At 72.5% G+C, this 18,204-nt stretch carries 21 protein-coding genes; 12 read left to right on the top strand and 9 right to left on the bottom strand.

Annotation, left to right across the window (positions count from 1 at the left end; translation table 11 throughout):
- Window positions 1-125 precede the first annotated feature (125 nt).
- Together AC3ANM_RS02155 and AC3ANM_RS02150 are read right to left on the bottom strand one after the other, a co-directional pair.
- Window positions 126-1,400, bottom strand: coding sequence for an HRDC domain-containing protein (locus tag AC3ANM_RS02155; RefSeq protein WP_488286493.1), 1,275 nt, complete (start codon window positions 1,398-1,400; stop codon window positions 126-128).
- 22 nt (window positions 1,401-1,422) lie between these two features.
- On the bottom strand, window positions 1,423-2,004 hold the full coding sequence (locus AC3ANM_RS02150; protein WP_488286492.1) for a DUF3000 domain-containing protein: 582 nt from the start codon (window positions 2,002-2,004) through the stop codon (window positions 1,423-1,425).
- Window positions 2,005-2,067: 63 nt separating this feature from the next.
- Between AC3ANM_RS02150 and AC3ANM_RS02145 the strand changes: the two genes are divergently transcribed.
- Complete coding sequence (locus tag AC3ANM_RS02145) at window positions 2,068-2,898, top strand: DMT family transporter (protein WP_488286491.1); 831 nt, start codon at window positions 2,068-2,070, stop codon at window positions 2,896-2,898.
- Between the two features lie 63 nt (window positions 2,899-2,961).
- Here the strand turns inward: AC3ANM_RS02145 and AC3ANM_RS02140 are convergent, their stop codons facing one another.
- Window positions 2,962-3,528 (bottom strand): DapH/DapD/GlmU-related protein, encoded by a 567-nt coding sequence (locus AC3ANM_RS02140; protein ID WP_488286490.1) that lies wholly within the window; start codon window positions 3,526-3,528, stop codon window positions 2,962-2,964.
- Between the two features lie 70 nt (window positions 3,529-3,598).
- On the opposite strand from AC3ANM_RS02140, the gene hemE reads away from it, so the two are divergent.
- Together hemE and AC3ANM_RS02130 are read left to right on the top strand one after the other, a co-directional pair.
- Complete coding sequence (gene hemE, locus AC3ANM_RS02135) at window positions 3,599-4,705, top strand: uroporphyrinogen decarboxylase (protein WP_488287899.1); 1,107 nt, start codon at window positions 3,599-3,601, stop codon at window positions 4,703-4,705.
- Between the two features lie 156 nt (window positions 4,706-4,861).
- Window positions 4,862-5,611, top strand: coding sequence for a maleylpyruvate isomerase family mycothiol-dependent enzyme (locus tag AC3ANM_RS02130; RefSeq protein ID WP_488286489.1), 750 nt, complete (start codon window positions 4,862-4,864; stop codon window positions 5,609-5,611).
- Here the strand turns inward: AC3ANM_RS02130 and AC3ANM_RS02125 are convergent.
- Window positions 5,571-6,638 (bottom strand): DUF4349 domain-containing protein, encoded by a 1,068-nt coding sequence (locus AC3ANM_RS02125; protein WP_488286488.1) that lies wholly within the window; start codon window positions 6,636-6,638, stop codon window positions 5,571-5,573. The genes AC3ANM_RS02130 and AC3ANM_RS02125 overlap by 41 nt on opposite strands.
- 123 nt (window positions 6,639-6,761) lie before the next feature.
- Here AC3ANM_RS02125 and hemG point away from each other — a divergent pair, with 123 nt between their 5' ends.
- The 6 genes from hemG (at window position 6,762) to AC3ANM_RS02095 (ending at window position 11,816) form a co-directional block, all read left to right on the top strand.
- A complete protein-coding gene (gene hemG, locus AC3ANM_RS02120) occupies window positions 6,762-8,180 on the top strand; it encodes a protoporphyrinogen oxidase (RefSeq protein ID WP_488286487.1) in 1,419 nt (472 codons plus the stop codon).
- 4 nt (window positions 8,181-8,184) lie between these two features.
- On the top strand, window positions 8,185-8,886 hold the full coding sequence (hemQ, locus tag AC3ANM_RS02115; protein WP_488286486.1) for a hydrogen peroxide-dependent heme synthase: 702 nt from the start codon (window positions 8,185-8,187) through the stop codon (window positions 8,884-8,886).
- 100 nt (window positions 8,887-8,986) lie between these two features.
- A complete protein-coding gene (locus AC3ANM_RS02110; protein ID WP_488286485.1) occupies window positions 8,987-9,820 on the top strand; it encodes a hypothetical protein in 834 nt (277 codons plus the stop codon).
- Entirely contained in the window at window positions 9,821-10,420 is a 600-nt protein-coding gene (locus tag AC3ANM_RS02105; protein ID WP_488287898.1) for an HNH endonuclease signature motif containing protein, read from the top strand.
- Between the two features lie 90 nt (window positions 10,421-10,510).
- Window positions 10,511-11,146 (top strand): maleylpyruvate isomerase N-terminal domain-containing protein, encoded by a 636-nt coding sequence (locus AC3ANM_RS02100; RefSeq protein ID WP_488286484.1) that lies wholly within the window; start codon window positions 10,511-10,513, stop codon window positions 11,144-11,146.
- A 28-nt stretch (window positions 11,147-11,174) separates the two neighbouring features.
- Complete coding sequence (locus AC3ANM_RS02095) at window positions 11,175-11,816, top strand: nitroreductase family protein (RefSeq protein ID WP_488286483.1); 642 nt, start codon at window positions 11,175-11,177, stop codon at window positions 11,814-11,816.
- A 42-nt stretch (window positions 11,817-11,858) separates the two neighbouring features.
- Here AC3ANM_RS02095 and msrB read toward each other — a convergent pair whose 3' ends face one another.
- Entirely contained in the window at window positions 11,859-12,278 is a 420-nt protein-coding gene (msrB, locus tag AC3ANM_RS02090) for a peptide-methionine (R)-S-oxide reductase MsrB (RefSeq protein ID WP_488286482.1), read from the bottom strand.
- A 135-nt stretch (window positions 12,279-12,413) separates the two neighbouring features.
- On the bottom strand, window positions 12,414-12,605 hold the full coding sequence (locus AC3ANM_RS02085; RefSeq protein WP_488286481.1) for a hypothetical protein: 192 nt from the start codon (window positions 12,603-12,605) through the stop codon (window positions 12,414-12,416).
- A gap of 128 nt (window positions 12,606-12,733) precedes the next feature.
- On the opposite strand from AC3ANM_RS02085, the gene ligD reads away from it, so the two are divergent.
- Window positions 12,734-13,774 (top strand): non-homologous end-joining DNA ligase, encoded by a 1,041-nt coding sequence (gene ligD / locus AC3ANM_RS02080; RefSeq protein WP_488286480.1) that lies wholly within the window; start codon window positions 12,734-12,736, stop codon window positions 13,772-13,774.
- A 28-nt stretch (window positions 13,775-13,802) separates the two neighbouring features.
- On the opposite strand, the gene AC3ANM_RS02075 is transcribed toward ligD, so the two are convergent.
- Entirely contained in the window at window positions 13,803-14,003 is a 201-nt protein-coding gene (locus AC3ANM_RS02075) for a hypothetical protein (protein WP_488286479.1), read from the bottom strand.
- A 301-nt stretch (window positions 14,004-14,304) separates the two neighbouring features.
- Here AC3ANM_RS02075 and AC3ANM_RS02070 point away from each other — a divergent pair, with 301 nt between their 5' ends.
- Complete coding sequence (locus AC3ANM_RS02070) at window positions 14,305-14,427, top strand: hypothetical protein (protein WP_488286478.1); 123 nt, start codon at window positions 14,305-14,307, stop codon at window positions 14,425-14,427.
- A 37-nt stretch (window positions 14,428-14,464) separates the two neighbouring features.
- Here AC3ANM_RS02070 and AC3ANM_RS02065 read toward each other — a convergent pair whose 3' ends face one another.
- Together AC3ANM_RS02065 and AC3ANM_RS02060 are read right to left on the bottom strand one after the other, a co-directional pair.
- Complete coding sequence (locus AC3ANM_RS02065; RefSeq protein WP_488286477.1) at window positions 14,465-15,478, bottom strand: RNA polymerase subunit sigma-70; 1,014 nt, start codon at window positions 15,476-15,478, stop codon at window positions 14,465-14,467.
- A 78-nt stretch (window positions 15,479-15,556) separates the two neighbouring features.
- Window positions 15,557-16,792 (bottom strand): MFS transporter, encoded by a 1,236-nt coding sequence (locus tag AC3ANM_RS02060; protein WP_488286476.1) that lies wholly within the window; start codon window positions 16,790-16,792, stop codon window positions 15,557-15,559.
- Window positions 16,793-17,109: 317 nt separating this feature from the next.
- Here AC3ANM_RS02060 and AC3ANM_RS02055 point away from each other — a divergent pair, with 317 nt between their 5' ends.
- Window positions 17,110-17,814, top strand: a complete 705-nt coding sequence (locus AC3ANM_RS02055; RefSeq protein WP_488286475.1) for an RraA family protein — start codon at window positions 17,110-17,112, stop codon at window positions 17,812-17,814.
- The last annotated feature ends 390 nt before the right edge of the window (window positions 17,815-18,204 follow it).

Genomic DNA, 18,204 nt, shown 5'->3' with positions numbered 1-18,204 from the left:
CTGGGAGCGGGGTCAGGTCCTCCGGGGAAGCTCCCCGGTCACCGAGGATGCTACTCGCGGGTAACAACGGCCCACACCGCCCCCGGCGCGTGAGAGCCGTCACGCGCCGAGGGGCTCCCGTGGCCTCAGTCGGGCCGGCCGGGGGCGTCCTCGCCCGGGTGGGCGGCGATCACGGCCTCGACGACCGGCACGGCGATGTCGACCTGCCACGGCCGGGCCCCGAGCGCGGTGAACGCCGCGGCCAGCGACTCCGTCGTGGCCGGCTCGGGCGGGGACCACAGCACCCGCCGCAGGTGGTCGGGGGAGAGGACGTTCTCCACCGGGATGGTGCGCTCGTGCGCGAAGGTCGCCAGTGCGGCGCGGGCGTCGGCGAGCCGGGCCGCGGCGACGGGGTCACGGTCGCCCCACGAGCGCGCGGGCGGCGGGCCGTCGGCCTTGAGGGTCAGCACCGGAAGGTCGTGCTCCTCGATCCGCTTGGCCCGTGCGATGGCCGTCAGCCAGGTGCGCGAGTTGCGGCGGGCCATCCGGCCCGGGTGCCCGTTCGGCAGCTCGTCGGCGGTCCGCGGCGCGGTGACCGCCAGCTCGATGAGGGCGGCGTCGGGCAGCACCCGGCCGGGGGAGACGTCGCGCTCCACGGCCAGGGCGTCGCGCTCCTGCCAGAGCTCTCGCACGATGGCCGCGGTTCGCCGGTTGCGGACGCGGTGCATCCCGGAGGTGCGCCGCCAGGGGTCCACCCGCGGCGGCGGCCCGGTGAACCGGGTCAGGGCGTCGAACTCCTGGCGTGCCCACTCGGTCTTGCCCTGGGCCTCGAGGTCGGCGGCGACGTGGTCGCGGACCTGCACCAGCACCTCCACGTCGAGGGCGGCGTAGCGCAGCCACGGCTCCGGCAGCGGTCGGGTGGACCAGTCGACCGCGGAGTGCTCCTTGGCCAGGCTCAGCCCGAGGTAGTGCTCGACGACGGCGGCCAGGCCGACGCGCGGCAGCCCGACCAGGCGGGCGCCGAGCTCGGTGTCGAAGAGCCTCGTGGGTCGCAGGCCGACCTCGGCCAGGCAGGGCAGGTCCTGGGTGGCGGCGTGCAGCACCCACTCCGCGTCCGCGACGGCCTCGGCGACGGGGGACAGGTCGGGGCACGCGATGGGGTCGATCAGCCAGGTGCCCGACCCCTCGCGCCGCAGCTGGACCAGGTAGGCCCGCTGGCCGTAGCGGTAGCCGCTGGCGCGCTCGGCGTCGATCGCCAGGGGGCCGGTCCCGGCGGCGAGGGCGCGTGCAGCCTCCATCAGCTGCCGCTCCTCGACGACCACGTCGGGGATGCCGTCGGCGGGCTCCTCGAGCGGGGTCAGCGGGGCGGCTTCCTCGAGGGCGACGACGTCCTCATCGGGCTGGGTGGGTCCGGTGTTCACGCGCCCAACCTAGGTGATGGCCTCACCGGCGCTGCGCAGGCAGCGACACGACACCCTCGGGCAGCGGTGGCAGCCCGGCCACCGTGCACAGCAGGTCGGCCCACGCCTGCAGGTGCGTGCCGAGCCGTTCCTCGAGGGGGGTCCAGGACGCCCGCACCTCCATCTCCACGCTCGCCGGGCGGTCGGCCAGGCCGGCGAAGCTCTCCGAGACGACCCGGGTGACCGTGCCCGCCTCGGCCGTGACGTGGGCGCCACGACCGGCGAGGGCGTCGACGAGCCAGGACCAGCCGACGGCCCCGAGCATCGGATCGTTGGCCAGCTCGGCCTCGAGCTCGGCCCGGGCGAACGTCACCGCGCGCCAGACCCCACCCCACGGCTCCGGCGCCGCCGGGTCGTGCAGCAGGACGAACCGGCCGGACGCCAGCTCCTCGCCGCTGTGCGGCGAGAGCACCTCGGCGGTGAGGGCCACGGCATACGGGGCGATGCGCTGGGGAGCGGGCACCTCCGTGAGGTGCACCTCAGGGCGCAGCCGCGCCTCCCGCAGCTCGCGCAGCGCTGACGCGAACTCGGCCGGGCTGTCACCCGGAAGACCTCGACCACCCACAGCACGAGGGTATGCCGGGTGGCGACCATTGGGACCCCCGGCACGCCGGGGTACGGTGCGGCGATGCTGGCGTTGGTGGCCCTGGCCTCGAGTGCGGTGTGGGGCACGTCCGACTTCTTCGCGGGCCTGAGGGCGCGCTCGCTGCCGGCCCCGACCGTGGTGGCGGTGTCCCAGGCGTGCGCGTTCGTGGCGTTGAGCCTGATCCTCCTGACCCGCCTGGGTGACTTCTCCGCCCGGGGCTGGCCCGGGTGGGCGCTCGCCGCGGGGCTGTCCGGCACCCTCGGGCTGGTCTCCTTCTACGCCGCGCTCGCCGGCGGGACGATGGGCGTCGTCGCCCCGATCTCCTCGCTCGGCGCCGTGGTGCCCGTCGTGCTCGGCCTGCTCGGTGGGGAGCAGCCGCCGGCGCTGGCGTGGGTCGGGATGGCGGTGGCCGTCCTCGGGGCGGCCCTGGCCTCCGGGCCCGAGCTCTCCGGTGCCGTCCCGCCGCGCCCGGTGGCGCTGGCGTGCGTGGCCGCGGTCGGCTTCGGGCTCGCGCTCTACTGCCTGGACCGCGGCGCCCGGGTCTCGATGCTGGACACCCTGTGGGGGATGCGGCTGGTCAGCGTGGTGCTGTTCGGCGCCGCGGCACTGGCCCGGCGCACCGTCGGGGGGACCCGTGGCAGGGACGTGCCGGCGCTCGCAGCCATCGGCCTGGGCGACGTCTCGGCCAACGGTCTGTTCGCCTTCGCCTCCTCCCGCGGGCTGGTCAGCATCGCCAGCGTGCTGGGCTCGCTCTACCCGGTCGTGACGGTGGTGTGGGCCCGCTTCCTGCTCGGAGAGCGGCTGCGACGGGTGCAGCAGCTCGGGGTCGCCCTGACCGTCCTCGGTGTCGTCGGGATGACCGTCCCGGTCTGACGCGCGCTCCCAGGTTCACCGGTGGTGACCGGGGTGTCCCGGGGCCGCGGCGGCGCGCCGGGCTCAGGCCTCTGCGCGGGGCGGGGGCTCGAGGAGTCGCCGCTCCAGGTGCCCCGAACCGGTGACGACGGTCAGCGGGGGCACGTCCCTGGTGACGACAGCACCGGCTCCCACGACCGAGCCATGGCCGATCCGGACCCCCGGGAGGACGGTGGCCGCCGCGCCGACCCAGACGTCCGCCTCGATGACGATCGGTGCCACGGTGATGAAGTCGTACCGCTCGGCCAGCTCGACCGGGTGTCCTTCCGTGACGAGGGTGACCTTCGGGCCGATCATCGTCCGGTCGCCGACGGTGATGCCACCGAGGTCGAGGAACGAGCACGCCTGTCCCACGAAGACCCGGTCGCCGAGCACGGTCCCGAGCCCGTGGGTGCTGTAGAACGGCGGGTGGACGGTCACGGTGTCGGGCAGCGGCTCACCCAGGAGCTCGCCGAGCAGGGCCTTGCGCCCGTCGACGTCGCCGAACGGCAGGACGTTGAGGCGGGAGGTCAGCTCCATCGCGACCTGGATCCGCGCGTGGATCGCCCGCCACTCGGGCGTGCGGGTCCTGATGCGTCGCTCCTCCGACATGGCGGTGATGCTCGCACAGCCCGCCGGGCACGCCCGCGCTGCCGAGGCGCGCGCGGTGCCGTCGGTGCGGATGGTCGCGGCGGGCGCTCGTGGTTTCGGAGGGGGCGAGCCTGCGTGCGAGGATTCGTGCGTGACTGACGCCCCCACGCCCCTGCACGACAGCCCCCTGGTCCGCGCCGCCCGCCGGCAGGACGTGCCGCACACGCCGGTGTGGTTCATGCGCCAGGCCGGCCGGTCGCTGCCGGAGTACCGCAAGGTCCGCGAGGGCGTGCCGATGCTGGAGTCGTGCCGCCGGCCGGAGCTGGTCACCGAGATCACCCTGCAGCCCGTGCGCCGGCACAAGGTCGACGCGGCCATCTTCTTCAGCGACATCGTCGTGCCGCTGGCCGCCGTGGGCGTCGACCTGGACATCGTGGCCGGCGTCGGCCCGGTCGTCGACAAGCCGATCCGCACCCGCGCCGACCTGGATCGGCTGCCCGAGCTCACCCCCGAGCACGTCCCCGACATCACCGAGTCGGTGCGGCTGCTCGTCGCCGAGCTGGGCCCGACGCCGCTGATCGGCTTCGCCGGGGCGCCGTTCACGCTGGCGTCCTACCTCGTCGAGGGCGGCCCGTCGAAGAACCACGAGCACACCAAGGCCCTGATGTACGGCGACCCGCAGCTGTGGCACGACCTGTGTGCCCGGCTGGCGCAGATCTCCGGGGCGTTCCTGCGGGTGCAGGCGCAGGCCGGTGCGTCGGCCATCCAGCTGTTCGACTCCTGGGTGGGCGCGCTGCCGCGGGCCGACTACGAGCGCTTCGTCCAGCCGCACTCGGCCGCGGCGCTCGCGGCCGTGGCGGACCTGGACGTGCCCCGGATCCACTTCGGCGTCGGCACCGGCGAGCTGCTGGCCTCGATGGGCGCCGCCGGGGCCGACGTCGTCGGGGTCGACTTCCGCACCTCGCTCACCGACGCGGTGGCCCGCCTCGGCGACCGGTATGCCGTGCAGGGCAACCTCGACCCGGCGCTCCTGTTCGCCCCGTGGGAGGCGCTGGAGGCCAAGGTGCGCTCGATCGTCGAAGAGGGCCGGGCGGCGCCGGGCCACATCTTCAACCTCGGCCACGGCGTGCTGCCCTCGACCGACCCGGACGTGCTCACGCGGGTCGTCGGGCTGGTCCACGAGGTCTCGGCCCGCTGAGGCGGGCACCCGGCATACCGGTGGGGTCGCCGCGCCCTGAGGGCGGCGGGGCGGACGCGCGGGTGACCCCGCGAGCGGGGGTCGCACGACAGGCCCGGGCGGCGCGACCGGCTGCGGTGGTGGCCGCTGTCGGCGGGCGGTCCTAGGGTCGCGACCATGAGCGACCTCTACCCCTACGCGCCGGGTGCCGACCGCTATCGCGAGCTGCTCGCCCTGGACGCCGCGCGCCTGCGGGCCATGGCTCCTGTCGCCCTGGACCGGCCGGTGCCGGACTGCCCCGGCTGGACCGGTGCCGACGCGGTGCGGCACACCGCGCAGGTCTACCTGCACAAGGTCGAGACGATGCGCCAGGGCGACTGGCCCGACCCCTGGCCGCCGGAGGGCATCGAGGCCGCCGAGCCGCTGGCGCTGTACGACGACGCGTGGCGCCAGCTGGTCGAGGCCTTCGACGCCCGGGACCCGGAGGGCCCGGCGCGGACCTGGTGGCCGGAGGACCAGACCGTCGGGTTCTGGGTGCGGCGCATGGCGCACGAGACGTCGGTGCACCGCCACGACGTCGAGCGTGCCGCGGGTCAGCCGACGCCGGTGGCCGCTGACCTTGCCGTCGACGGCATCGACGAGGTGCTGACGCTCTTCCTCGAGGGCGACTGGGGCAACTACCCCGTCGAGAGCGCCAGCGGGGCCCGGGTCGTGGTGTCCAGCGGTGGTCATGACTGGGAGGTAACCCTGCGCCCGGATCGGGTCGACGTCGCGCGCGCGTCCTCGGGTCAGGCGTCGGCCACCGTCGCCGGCGAACCGTCGGAGGTGCTCCTGTGGCTGTGGGGCCGCGGCCCAGGTCCGACGGTCGACGGCGACGAGGCGGTCGTCACGGAGCTGCGGGAGCGCTTGGCGCAGGCGACGCAGTAGCCCCGGGTGTGGCGAGCCCCGCCTGACGACGGCGCAGCCACCGCCACGTCGGCCAACCCACGAGGGCCAGGAGGACGGCGAACGGCAGGACGGCGCCCAGGACGGTGAGCACGGCGGTCACCGAGGCCTGGAAGGCGTTCCAGCCGTGCCTGAGCCCGGCGAGGAAGCCGGTGTCCGACACCTGGGCCGCGACGACGGCCGGGGTGCTGAGGGTGACCGTCACCGTGGACCGCTCGACGCTGCCCTTGAGGGCAGCGAGCTGGGCCTGCAGGGACTCCAGGTCGGCCTCGCGGCGGGTGAGCTCGGACTCCAGTGAGACGACCTGGCCGATGGTCGTGGCCCGGGCCAGCAGCGCCCGCACCCGGTCCAGACTGGCGGTCATCGTCTTGACCCGGCTCGCCGTGTCGACGTACTGGTCGGTGACGTCCTGGCTGCTGGTCGTGCGCGAGAGCACCCGGCCCACCCGGGAGAGCTGGTCCATGACGGCGTCGAGCCGGTCGCTCGGCACCGACAGGCTGATCGTGCCGAAGCCGCCGAAGGCGGCGCCGGAGGGGGTGCTGGAAGGGGTGTCGGGCGCCGGCTGGGACCCACCTGCGTTGCCCAGCTGCTCGTTGAGCACGAAGCCGTCGGCGCCGGCGGCGATGCCCCGGACCGTGGCGGCCGCGCTCGCGACGTCCTTGACCTGGACCGACAGGCTGGCGTTGCGGGTGATCTTGCGCTCGGCGGCGACGACCTGGTTGACCGCGTCGCTACCACCGGAGGCACCGGATGGGGCGACCTTGCCCGTCTCCGGCTGGGCAGCGGAGCCGCCGGCGGCCCGGGCGCCGGAGTCACTGGCGGAGGAGGAGGTCGTGCCGGAGCTGGAGCACCCCGCGGCCAGACCGGCGAGGAGGAGCCCTGCCGCGAGGGCGCCGAGAAGGCGAACCGCCCTGCGGGGACTGGCCGTGGGCCGGCCGTGCGCTCGGGGGCTCGTGGGGTGGTGACTGGAGGGGCGGTCAGGGCTGGCCATGACGGGTTGTCGGCTCATGGTGGTTCCTCCCGGTCATCGGGCGGGCGGTCCGCCCTGCTCGGGGGTTGGAGGCCGCGGCGAGGAAGCGTGGTTCCCACCCTGCGGTTTCGATCCGGTCACGGCCTTTGAGAGGCTGCCGCCATGGCGAGCACCCGGGTGGCTGTGGTCGGTGGAGGCATCAGCGGGCTGAGCGCGGCGTACGCGGTCATGTGCGCCGTGCCCGACGCCGAGGTCCTGCTGCTGGATGCCTCGGACCGGCCGGGGGGCAAGCTGCGCGCGGAGGTCGTCGCGGGGGTGCGGATCGACGTCGGGGCGGAGTCGATGCTCGCCCGCCGCCCCGAGGGCCTCGAGCTCGTGTCCGAGCTCGGCCTCGACGAGCGGCTGGAGCATCCGTTGACGACCCGGGCGTCGGTCTGGTCGCGCGGGCTGCTGCACCCGATGCCCAGCGGCACGCTGATGGGGGTGCCGGCCAACCCCGCCGCCGCGCTGGGGCTGCTCGACGCCGAGGAGATCGCCCGCGACGAGCAGGAGCGCGACCTGCCCGCCGAGCCGCTGACCGAGGACGTTTCGGTCGGCGAGCACGTCGAGCGCCGGGCCGGTGCGGCCGTCGTCGACCGGATCGTCGAGCCGCTGCTCGGCGGGGTCTACGCCGGCCACGCGCGCCGGCTCTCGTTGCAGGCGACCGTGCCCGCGCTCTGGGCGGCGGCCGCGCGGGGGGAGTCCCTGACGGTGGCCGCCGAGCGTGCCGCGTCCGCCGCGGTCGGCAACCCTTCCCCGGTGTTCGCCGGGCTGACCGGCGGCATGTCCACCCTGGCCGACGCGCTGCACCGGGCCCTCGTGGCCGGCGGCGTCAGGGTCGTCAGCGACACGATCGTGCGCTCCCTGGAGCGCACCCTCGGAGGCTGGCGGCTGGTCTCGGGCCCGGTGCCCGCGCCGGTGGCGACCGAGGTCGACGCCGTGGTCCTGGCCGTGCCGGCTGCGGCGGCGGCCCGGCTGCTGTCCCCGCACAGCGCCGGCGCGGCCGCGGAGCTGGCCGGCATCGACTACGCCTCGATGGCGATCGTCAGCCTGGTCCTGCCCCGCGCCGGGATGCCCGCCCTGCCCGGCTCGGGCTTCCTCGTGCCACCGGTGGAGGGGCTGACGATCAAGGCCTCGACGTTCAGCAGCGCCAAGTGGGGGTGGACCGCCGAGGCGGCGGGGGACCTGGTCGTCCTGCGGGCCTCGATCGGGCGGCAGGGCGATGAGGCAGACCTCCAGCGCTCCGACCGCGAGCTCGTCGCGGTGGCCGCGCGCGAGGTCGGGCAGGTGCTCGGCGGACCGCTCCCGACGCCGGTGGACGCCCACGTGCAGCGGTGGGGTGGGGCGCTGCCGCAGTACGCCGTGGGGCACCTGGACCGGGTCGCCCGCATCCGGGCCGGCGTCGCCGGGCTGCCCGGGCTGGAAGTCGCGGGAGCGGCATACGAGGGGGTGGGCATCCCTGCCTGTATCGCGTCCGGTCGCCGCGCGGCGGCGGCCGTGGTCACCCACCTGCGCGAGCGTGCGCCGGCCGGGGGAGAATGAGGCCATGAGCCCGAAGCCCAGCGCCAGCCAGATCCGCGAGATCAACGACAGCATCCGGTACGCGATGTGGTCGGTCTTCAAGGTGACCAGCCCGCTGCCGGAGGACCGGGCCAAGCTCGCCGCCGAGGTCGAGGCGCTGTTCGCGGACGTCGAGGCCCAGGGGGTGGCGGTCCGCGGCGTCTACGACGTGGCCGGCCTGCGGGCCGACGCCGACTTCATGGTGTGGTGGCACGCCGAGACCATCGAGGCTGTGCAGTCGGCCTACCACCGGCTCCGGCGCACCGAGCTCGGCCGGCACCTCGACTCCGTGTGGTCGGTGGCGGCGCTGCACCGCCCGGCGGAGTTCAACAAGGGCCACATCCCGGCGTTCATGGCTGGCGAGGACCCGAAGCGCTACGTCTGCGTCTACCCGTTCGTGCGCTCCTACGACTGGTACCTCATCGACGACAAGGAGCGCCGCGACATGCTCGTCGAGCACGGGATGATGGCCCGGGAGTACCCCGACGTGCGGGCCAACACCATCGCCTCGTTCGCGCTGAACGACTACGAGTGGGTGCTGGCGTTCGAGGCCGACGAGCTGCACCGGATCGTGGACCTCATGCGTGAGCTGCGGGCCGCCAAGGCGCGGCTGCACGTGCGCGAGGAGGTGCCGTTCTACACCGGCCCGCGCGTCGAGGTCGCGGACCTGCTCGAGCGACTGCCCTGACGTGTGATCCGTCTGCCCTGAGCCCCGCGGGGCCGCCCTGAGCCCCGCGTGGCTGCCCTAAGGCCGCGCCGCTCGCTGCGCCCACCGTTCCCTCGGGACGGTGGGCGCCGCTGTCTGCGGGGTACGCCGGATTGGCCGGTCGCTGCCCGCGGCGAACTGTCCGCTCGTGTTTGGGCGGCCGGGCTTCGGGGGGCCTGTCAGTGCTCGAATTTATGTTCGAATCATGCATCAGGGGGATCGTCGCCAGGGGCCCGCGGCCAGCGGTTCCGGTGGCGTGCGCGCGGCGGCGCCGGTCGGTGCGCCAACCGGCTCCTTCATGGACCGGTTGGCTGTGGTGGATGTGGCGGAGGGGTCGCTGGTCGACTTGGAGGAAGTGCTGCACCAGTGCCAGGGCTCCAACCTGGGGCCTGCAATGGCCCGGCTGGACGCTCTGGCTCGCCGCGTTGAGGCCGCCAAGGTCGCGGTGCTGGGTGAGGCGCTGGAGCGGGGCGAGGTGACCTCGTCGTGCGCGTCGGCCACGGCGTGGGTGCTGGAGTGGGCGCCGTCGTACCGGTGCGGTGGTGCGAAGGACCTGGTGACCGTGGCGCAGGCCGCCACTGGTCGCCCGGTGGCTGCTGGGCAGGTGCTCGACCACGGCAGCGTGCGGCGGCTGCGCTCGTGCGTGCTGTCCGGGCGGGTCGGGGTGCGTGGGGCGGCGGTGGCGCTGGCCGAGATGCACAAGCTCGCGCCCCGGTTGACGCGTGAGGCGGTGCCGACGGTGTGGGAGGGGTTCCTCCACTTGGCGGCGACCGAAGGCCCGTCGGGGGTGCGGGGGCTGCGGGAGCGGATCATCGCGACCTACGGCCGGGACGGTGAGTTCCAGGTGCGGCAGGACCGCTTGAAGCACGGGGTGTCCCTGTCGCCGGGGCGGGCCGATGACGGGATGGTGGAGTAGCTGCTGCGCCTGGACCCCGAGGGGGCGAGTGTGCTGGAGGCGGCGATCGGGCCGCTGTCCGCCCCGCAGCCGGCGGACGGGGTCAGCGACCTCAGGAGCTCGGACCAGCGGCGGGGTGATGCGCTGGTGGAGGTGTGCCGGCGTTCGGCGGCCGCGGGCCAGGATCTGCCGGCCCAGCCCAAGTCGTTGCTGTACCTGACGATGAGCTTCGACGACCTCAGGGACGCGTGCGGGGCCGGGACTGTGCTCGGGAACGGGGCGCTGCTGGCCCCGGAGACGGTCCGCCGGATCGCCTGCGACGCCGGCGTCATCCCGGTGGTGCTCGGCACCGACGGGGAGATCCTGGACATGGGCCGCACCAGGCGGCTCTTCACCCCCGCGCAGCTGAAGTACCTGTGGCTGCGCGACGGCGGCTGCACCATCCCCGGCTGCACGGCGCCGCCGTGGTGGTGCGACGGGCACCACGTCACCCACTGGGCCGACGGCGGCCCCACCGACCGGCTCAACGCCGCCCTGCTCTGCGGGCGGCACCACACGATCGTGCACCAGCGAGGGCTGACCGCCACGGTCACCGACGCCGGCGTCACCTGGCACCTATGACGACCCCGCCCCGCACCCGGCCGGAGACGACCGGGTGAGAGGCATGCGCCGGCCGGTCGATGTCCCCTGTGCCGCCTAGGATCTGGCGCCATGACACATCGTGATGCGTTCGTCGGTGCAGCCCGGGCCGCTCACTCCCTGCTGGCGCACCCTGCCGTCGCGGCGCGCTGGTCCGAGCCGAGCGCCTGCGAGGGGTTCACCGTCGGGGGCCTCGCTGCCCACCTGGCGACCCAGGTGCTCAAGGTTCCCGAAGTCCTGGCCGGAGCGTCCGGCGAGGATGCGCCGAAGACGCTGCTCGGGCACTACTCGAGCGTCGCCTGGATCGGCGCCGACCTCGAGTCCGACGTCAACGTCGGGATCCGGGACACCGGAGAGGCCCTCGCAGGCGACGGCGCCCAGATCCTCGCAGGGCAGGTCGCGGACGTGACCGCGAAGCTGTCGACATTGCTGTCCGCGGAGGCAGCCGACCGCGTCGTGATGCTGCCGTGGGTGGGCTGGTCGCTGACCCTCGACGACTACCTCACGACCCGGATGATGGAGATCGCGGTGCACCGCGACGACCTTTCCGTGAGCGTCGGCGTCGAGGTCGATGACCTGCCCGAGGCGGTCTTCGGGCCGGTGCTGGACCTGCTGGCCCGCCTGGCCATTCGTCGTCACGGCCAGACGGCGGTGCTGCGTGCCCTGGCCCGCGCCGAGCGAGCCCCGGCCCTCATCAACGCCCTCTGACCGGGGTGTCCCCGTTGCGCTGCCGGCAGTGCGGCTCACGGCCGGCAAGGTCGTCGACCGGTGTGACCGGGCCACGATGAGCGGCGCCGGCGAGGACGATCACCGTGGGCGGCCCCCGCAGCTGCACCCGCTGCTCGCAACGCGGTTCAGTGCGCTGGTCTTCGACCCCACGCACCAGCTGACCGAGGCTGAGGAGGACGTGCTGTTGCAGGCCGCGCGATGGGCTCCGTCGGCCGGCAACTCCCAGCCATGGATGTTCCACGTCCGGCGTCGCGGCGAGCCCGGGCACGAGGGCCTCGTGGCGAGACTCGCTCCGAGCTCGGCGCGCTGGGCTCCTGCCGCCAGTGCGCTCGTGGTCAACCTCGCGCACCGCACCGTGGAGGGCACGGACTGGCAGTTCTCCGAGTTCGCCGACTACGACCTCGGCCAGGCCGTCGCCCACATGACCGTCCAGGCGACCGCGATGGGACTGTCCTGTCGTCAGTTCCGGGCGTTCGACCTGGAGGGTCTGACCCACGACCTTCGGGTCCCGCCGGGATGGGCGGTGGTCAGCATGACCGCGATCGGCCGGGCCGTGGATGCGGACAAGGGCAGCGGTCTGCTCCGCCGGCGACGCAGAGTGGCCGACCTGCGCCTGCCCCGAGAGGGTCCGGTCGCCCCGGAGTCGTGAACGGCGCGACCGGCGTGAACCCCGCGACCTCCCCGGAGCGCCTCAGCCCTCGCTGGGCTCCAGTCGCAGGCTGATCGAGTTGATGCAGTAGCGCTGGTCGGTCGGCACGTCATAGCCCTCGCCCTCGAAGACGTGGCCCAGGTGCGAGCCGCAGTTCGCGCAGCGCACCTCGACCCGCTTCATGCCCAGGCTTCGGTCCTCGATGTACTCGACCCGGTCCTCGGCCAGCGGCGAGTAGAACGAGGGCCACCCGCAGTGGCTGTCGAACTTGGTGTCACTGCGGAACAGCTCGGTGCCGCAGGCGCGGCAGGAGTACACGCCCTGGGTCTTGGTGTCGGTGTACTCCCCGGTCCACGGCCGTTCGGTGCCGGCCTGGCGCAGCACCTCGTACTCCGCTGGGCTGAGCTCGGCCCGCCACTGCTCCTCGGTCCTGGTCATCGGGTAGGTGCGGCCGTCGGTCATGGGGGTCCTCCTGGCGAGTCGTCGGAACCAGCTCACGGTCAGGTCAACCCCAGCCGCGGACGGAACGTTCCCGCCCGGGTGAGCACCCGGCATACCGGGTCCGTGTGCCGGGTGCCCGCCTCGGGCTCCCCGCACTCAGGGGTGCTGCGGCATGGCCCGGTGGGCGGGCTGATGCGTGGCGACGTCGGCGAAGATCGCCTTGACGTCGTCGGCGCGGGCGGAGGAGTCCGCCGGCAGGTCGATGAGCATCAGCCCGGCCAGCGCGAGGCAGGCAGACGTGGCCAGGACACGCCACGGGGAGCCGGGTGTGGCGGTGGTGATGGGCATGGGGGAGCTCCAGAAGGGGAGGGGTGCGGTCGGGGGCCATGGGCGAGACTAGGGCCCGAAATGTCCGTATTCCGTTGCGGGATGGCATATTTCACGCAAAGTTCGGGACGCGGACCTAGGGTTGGGCCATGGCTGACGCGACGGTTCTGGAGGTCCCCGCCCCCGACGGCTCGGTCCGGGACGTGCGGGTGTCCAGCCCGGACCGCGTGATGTGGCCGGACTGCGGGGTCACCAAGGTCGAGCTGGCCCGCTACGTCGTGGCTGTCCGGGAGGGGCTCCTGGGGGCGCTCGGCGACCGGCCGGTGACGCTGCAGCGCTACCCCGGAGGGATCGAGGATGAGGCGTTCTACTCCAAGAACCCACCCCGGGGCGTGCCCGACTGGGCCCGGACGACGATGTGCACCTACCCGTCGGGGAGGCGCCACCCGCAGCTGGTCGTGGACGAGGCCGCCACCGCGGTGTGGGCGGTGCAGATGAACACGGTCACCTTCCACCCCTGGCCGGTGCGCACCGGCGACAACGACAACCCGGACGAGCTGCGGATCGACCTCGACCCCCAGCCCGGGCGCGACTTCGCCGACGCGGTCGAGGCGGCGATGGGGCTGCGCGAGCTGATGCAGGAGCTCGGGCTGACGCCCTGGGTGAAGACCTCGGGCAACCGGGGCGTGCACGTGTTCGCCCGCGTCCGCCCTACCCACGAGTTCCTCGACGTGCGCCACGGCGTCATCGGCATCGCCCGCGAGCTGGAGCGACGGATGCCGGACCTGGTCACCACCGCATGGTGGAAGGAGGAACGCGGCGAGAAGGTCTTCGTCGACTTCAACCAGGCCTGCCGCGACCGCACCATCGCTTCGGCCTGGAGCCCGCGGCCGCTGGCCGGCGCGCCGGTGTCCATGCCGGTGACATGGGAGGCGCTGGGCACGGTCAAGCCGGGCGACTTCACCGTCCGCACGGTGCCGGAGATCGTCGCCTCGGATGGCGACGCCTGGGCGGGTATCGGCGACGCGGTGGGCGACGTGACTACCGCGATCGCGTTGTGGGACAAGGACATCCAGGAGCGAGGGCTGGGCGAGATGCCGTTCCCTCCGGACTACCCGAAGATGCCGGGCGAGCCGATGAGGGTCCAGCCCTCCCGTGCGAAGCGCGTGGCCAATGAAGATGCCGACTGAGACGTCGTCACCGGTGTGGGCACAACGCTCATTCGCCTGATGACCTGCCGGTCGCGGTTTGCGGCTTGTCCGGGATGCGACCGCTGGCGAGGAGAAAGCCCGCGCCTATCGCGCCCGTGACGAGGGCGCCGCCCCACCAGACCGCGTCCGGTGAGTACGCGAGCACTGCGCCGCCGATGGCGGGGCCGATCGCGAAGCCGCCGGTCACCGTCAGGCTGAGGACCGACATGTAGCGGAGGAGGAGATGCGGGGGCGTTGGCGTGCGCCCAGGCGTAGCTAAACGGACCGGCGCCCGACGGATTATGTGGATCTGCTTCATCACGGACTCCGTTGCTGGTGATGAAGTCAGATCACGTGACCCTTCCACGCGGTATGTACACCGCCGACGACGCGAAGTGGGCGGCTCTCCGGCGCCCAGTTCCCCGGTCTCGCGGTGTTAATGCACCACCGACCACCCGCACGAGCCAGCGAACGAACTCGAACCGATTCTCGACATCACCGGGGTCGCCCTCGACGCAGACATCTCGTAAGTGAAAGGGCCCATTGACCAGGCGTACAGCCACTTCGCCGAGCCCTACCCGGCGCGCACCGCGATCGCCGTGGCCGCGCTGCCGCTAGGCGCGGCAGTGGAGATGCACGTGGAAGTGGGCTGAGCCCAGCCAACACCCGTGGCCCGGTGCTGGGTTCTGGCTATCGGCTCGGGAGCGATCGCGGTAGCCCGAACCACGGCAGCACGCTGGCCTCGAAGCGGGTGATGCCGCAGATCCGGCCGCCGGCAAGGGTGAGCACATAGAAGCCGGTCGCGTGCCGGACGCCGTCCGGGCCGCGCAGGTATGCCCCGAATGCGGGCTGCCCGTTGGCTCGGGCCGGCACGAGGTCGAATCTGCGGCCCGCCCCCAACTGGCGAGCGCAGTAGCGGGCTACGAGTTCACGGCCCTCGTATCCGAACGGCTCCGGAGGCATGGCGATGAAGACGTCATCGGTCAGCAAGGCCACCAGCGCGTCGACATCGGCGGATTCCCACGCCCTCGCAAACGTGGCAACGATCGCGTCCTCAGCGGGCGAGCCAGCAGCGGGCGGAGACTCGTGGCCGGCGACCGACCGCTCCCGGCGCTTCAGGCTCGCGCGAGCTCGTTTGAGGGCGCTGTTGACCGATTCGACGGTCACTTCCAGCATGCCGGCTACGTCGCTGGCGTGGAATCCAAGGACGTCACGCAAGATGAGGACGGCCACCTGGCGCCGCGGCAGCAGCTGCAGGGCGGTCACGAAGGCCAGCGAGATCGCTTCGGTCTGCTCGTAGCGGGCTTCCGGGCCGAGCGGCTGGTCGGCGGCACCTTCGAGCAGCGCGTCAGGAAACGGCTGCAGCCAGACGGGCTCGTCACGCGGTGTCGGCAGGGGCGATTCAAACCTGGACATGTCCCACTCCCTGACCGGGCGACGGCTCGCCGCGCGGCGCGCGTTGAGGCACCGGTTGGTGGCGATCGTGTACAGCCAGGTGCGCAGCGACGCGCGTTCCTCAGCGAACCCGCTCAAGCCCCGCCAAGCAGCCAGCATCGTCTCCTGGACGGCGTCCTCGGCGTCGGCCAGGGACCCGAGCATCCGGTAGCAGTGCACCTGCAGTTCCCGCCGGTGGGACTCAGCCAGCTCCCGGAACGCCTCGCCATCCCCTGCCCGCGCCCGGGAGAGCAGATCGGCTGTCACCATCGTGCGCTCCTTCCTTCCGCACCGGCTCGTGCCTCCGCCGATATATACACCGCGCGCCGCGCGAACTGGGCGGGCATTTCACGCGGCCTCCGGCGCTGTCCCAACAGTCGACGGTGCTGGGGCTTGGCGGAGCGGGTCGGGGATGCGGTCGCCGAGCTTCAGCAGGACGGCTCCGGCCAGCAGCGCGGCGAGCGCGCCGCCCCACCAGATGGCGTCCGGCGAGGTCTGGAGGAGAACGCCGCCGGTCGCCGGGCCGAGCGCCAGGGAGCCGGTGAAGGTGAGGGTGTAGAGAGAGAGGTAGCGGCCGAGCAGATGTTCTGGGGCCATGTCCGCGACCAGCGGCCCGAGAACGAGAATGTGCGCGATCTCGCCGATTGCCAACACGATCGCAACCCCGGCGAGGACGCTGGTCGCAGCGAGCTCCGAGTGGGTGACTGTCGCCGGCACGACGGCAAGCAGGGCGACAGCAAACAGGGCGCTCGTCGCCGCGAACGCGTGTGTGCGACGCATCCGTGCCACCAGGCGCACCGCCGGGATCTGCGCGATGACGACGAAGGCGGTGTTGACGAGAATGATGATCCCGATCTCAGCTGGCCCGACTGGCGTGTGTGCCTTGGCGAACGGCGGCAGGATGTTGGAGAAGAACGTGTGACCGACGACGACGAGCACGACGTTGGCTGCGATCACGATGAGGAAAGGCCGATCTCGAGCGACCGCACGATAGCCGGTCCCGTTGCCGTGTGTCGGCGCCGCGGCGATGTCGGCTCGCGGGCTCGGCACGGCAGCCAGCACGATCAGCGCGAACCCGGCGTAGGTGACAGCGTCGAAGAAATAGAGACGCTGGAATGTGCCGAGCTGCGGGGTGGCTGCGACGATGAAGCCGCCGACGGTCGCGCCGGCACCGATACCGAAGTTGCCGGCGACGCGGTTCAGCGCAAAGGCGGCCGCTCGCTGCTCCGGCCTGATCAACCTGACAACCAGTGTCCGATTGGCCGTCCCTGCGACGCCGAGCCCGGCTCCGCTGACAATGGAGCAAGCAAAGCCCTGCCAGGGATGTTCTACGAAGGCAAACCCGGCGTAACCGAGCGCGCTCGCCAGGCTTCCTGCGACCACCAACGCTTTGGCGGAGTACCGGTCGAGGAGCGATCCCGTCGGCGGGGTCGCGATGGCGGAGATCCCCATGGTCGCCGCGAGAACCAGTCCGGCGGTCGACGTCGAGAAGCCACGTGCCTGGTGCAGATAGATGATCTCAAACGGAAGCACGAGCCCGTAGCCGAAAGCGTTGACCGCGTTGGCCGCCTGAAGGATGAGCACGGGTCGAGAGAGCCCGGTACGCCAACCCCCGATGAGGCGGGAGACGCGGCGGCTCACAGGCCCCAACCCGTCTTCTCCTTCGTCGCCTCGGTGTTCATGTGCGCATCCCCTTCGTGGAAAGTCCGTCTCGAAAAGACTGACACCACGAGCACGCGGAACTGGGCGCTCCCGAACCGCCCAGTTCTCGAGGACGTGGGTGTCTACACAGGTGACAGGGAATGGGAAAGCCGAGGGCAGCCGATGCGAGGATTGCCGGATGACGGTGGCTCACTGCGCAGATTCGCTCACGAAGCTGGATGTGAGGTGACGGTCAGCGCATGAACGCCGACTACGCCGCACGGCTTGTGTCGTTGACGACCGCGCATATCGCGGACGCTTGCATCCGCGTCGACATACCGGTGCGATGCGCACCGGCCGGGACGCGTCCGCTTGCTGCAGGGGCTCGCGTCGCAGGCCGCGTGCTGCCCGCTCGACACGCCGGCAGCGTCGACGTGTTCCTCGAAGCGTTCGAGCACGCTCGCGAAGGAGACGTGCTCGTCGTCGACGACGGTGGACGCACCGACCAAGCGTGCATCGGTGATCTTGTCGTCGCCGAAGCGAAAGCTGCGGGTGTCGCAGGGCTCCTCGTGTGGGGCTTACACCGGGACACCGCGGACATCCTTGCGATCGGCCTGCCAGTGTTCAGCTTGGGCGCGATCCCGACCGGACCGCTGGAGCTGGCGCCGCGGGACTCGCAGGCGCTGACGTCTGCCCGCGTCGGCGAGCACACGGTCAGCACCGGCGACGTTGTCCTCGCAGACGACGATGGAGCCGTCTTCCTCCCCGATGACCGTGTTGCCGGGATCCTCGACGTTGCCGAGGGCATCCGCGACGCCGAGCGGCGGCAAGCGGAGCGAATCCGGAGCGGGAACATCCTTCGGCAGCAGGTCGAGTTCGCGTCGTTCCTCGATAACAGAAAGCGGAACGCCAACCTGACCTTCCGTGAGCACCTGCGGACCGTCGGCGGTGCGATCGAGGAATGACCGGCCTAGGTTGGCGGCGTGCCGCCCCGAGCTTTCGCCAGCCGCCGGAAGAGTGGACGGCCTCATCCTCGTCGCGGCATGGGCGGACGCTGCGCGCGCGGCGATCGCGGCAGGTGACTTCGACTATCGCTCAGTCGTCAATGGGCTGACGTGGCGCCTGCGTCACTCTGGGCGGAGTGACGCACGGGGGCTGACGCCCTGACATCTGCCGGTCGATGGAAGCGCGTCGCCCCCATCGACCAAGCCGTCGATGGTCTCGTCGCGCCCACCCCGGCGGCCGACCCGTGGCAGCATTCGGTCACAGTCTTACCCGTTGTGGGACCAACAATCTCGCCCGATGACTTCGGCCACAGCGCTCAGTCTGAGCACGCTCGCTGAGCACCGACGCAC

The organism is Oryzihumus sp. JJN4-3R (assembly GCF_057747915.1).
This window is presented reverse-complemented; position numbering and strand designations above follow the sequence as displayed.

Bases quoted from the DNA above. Each gene is read 5' to 3' on its own strand.
- AC3ANM_RS02055 (WP_488286475.1), top strand. From the start codon at position 17,110: ATGAACGCCGACTACGCCGCACGGCTTGTGTCGTTGACGACCGCGCAT.
- ligD (WP_488286480.1), top strand. From the start codon at position 12,734: ATGGCTGACGCGACGGTTCTGGAGGTCCCCGCCCCCGACGGCTCGGTC.
- AC3ANM_RS02100 (WP_488286484.1), top strand. From the start codon at position 10,511: ATGACACATCGTGATGCGTTCGTCGGTGCAGCCCGGGCCGCTCACTCC.
- AC3ANM_RS02145 (WP_488286491.1), top strand. From the start codon at position 2,068: ATGCTGGCGTTGGTGGCCCTGGCCTCGAGTGCGGTGTGGGGCACGTCC.
- msrB (WP_488286482.1), bottom strand. From the start codon at position 12,278: ATGACCGACGGCCGCACCTACCCGATGACCAGGACCGAGGAGCAGTGG.
- AC3ANM_RS02130 (WP_488286489.1), top strand. From the start codon at position 4,862: ATGAGCGACCTCTACCCCTACGCGCCGGGTGCCGACCGCTATCGCGAG.
- hemG (WP_488286487.1), top strand. From the start codon at position 6,762: ATGGCGAGCACCCGGGTGGCTGTGGTCGGTGGAGGCATCAGCGGGCTG.
- hemQ (WP_488286486.1), top strand. From the start codon at position 8,185: ATGAGCCCGAAGCCCAGCGCCAGCCAGATCCGCGAGATCAACGACAGC.
- hemE (WP_488287899.1), top strand. From the start codon at position 3,599: ATGGTCGCGGCGGGCGCTCGTGGTTTCGGAGGGGGCGAGCCTGCGTGC.
- AC3ANM_RS02075 (WP_488286479.1), bottom strand. From the start codon at position 14,003: ATGTCGGTCCTCAGCCTGACGGTGACCGGCGGCTTCGCGATCGGCCCC.
- AC3ANM_RS02140 (WP_488286490.1), bottom strand. From the start codon at position 3,528: ATGTCGGAGGAGCGACGCATCAGGACCCGCACGCCCGAGTGGCGGGCG.
- AC3ANM_RS02065 (WP_488286477.1), bottom strand. From the start codon at position 15,478: ATGGTGACAGCCGATCTGCTCTCCCGGGCGCGGGCAGGGGATGGCGAG.
- AC3ANM_RS02085 (WP_488286481.1), bottom strand. From the start codon at position 12,605: ATGCCCATCACCACCGCCACACCCGGCTCCCCGTGGCGTGTCCTGGCC.
- AC3ANM_RS02125 (WP_488286488.1), bottom strand. From the start codon at position 6,638: ATGAGCCGACAACCCGTCATGGCCAGCCCTGACCGCCCCTCCAGTCAC.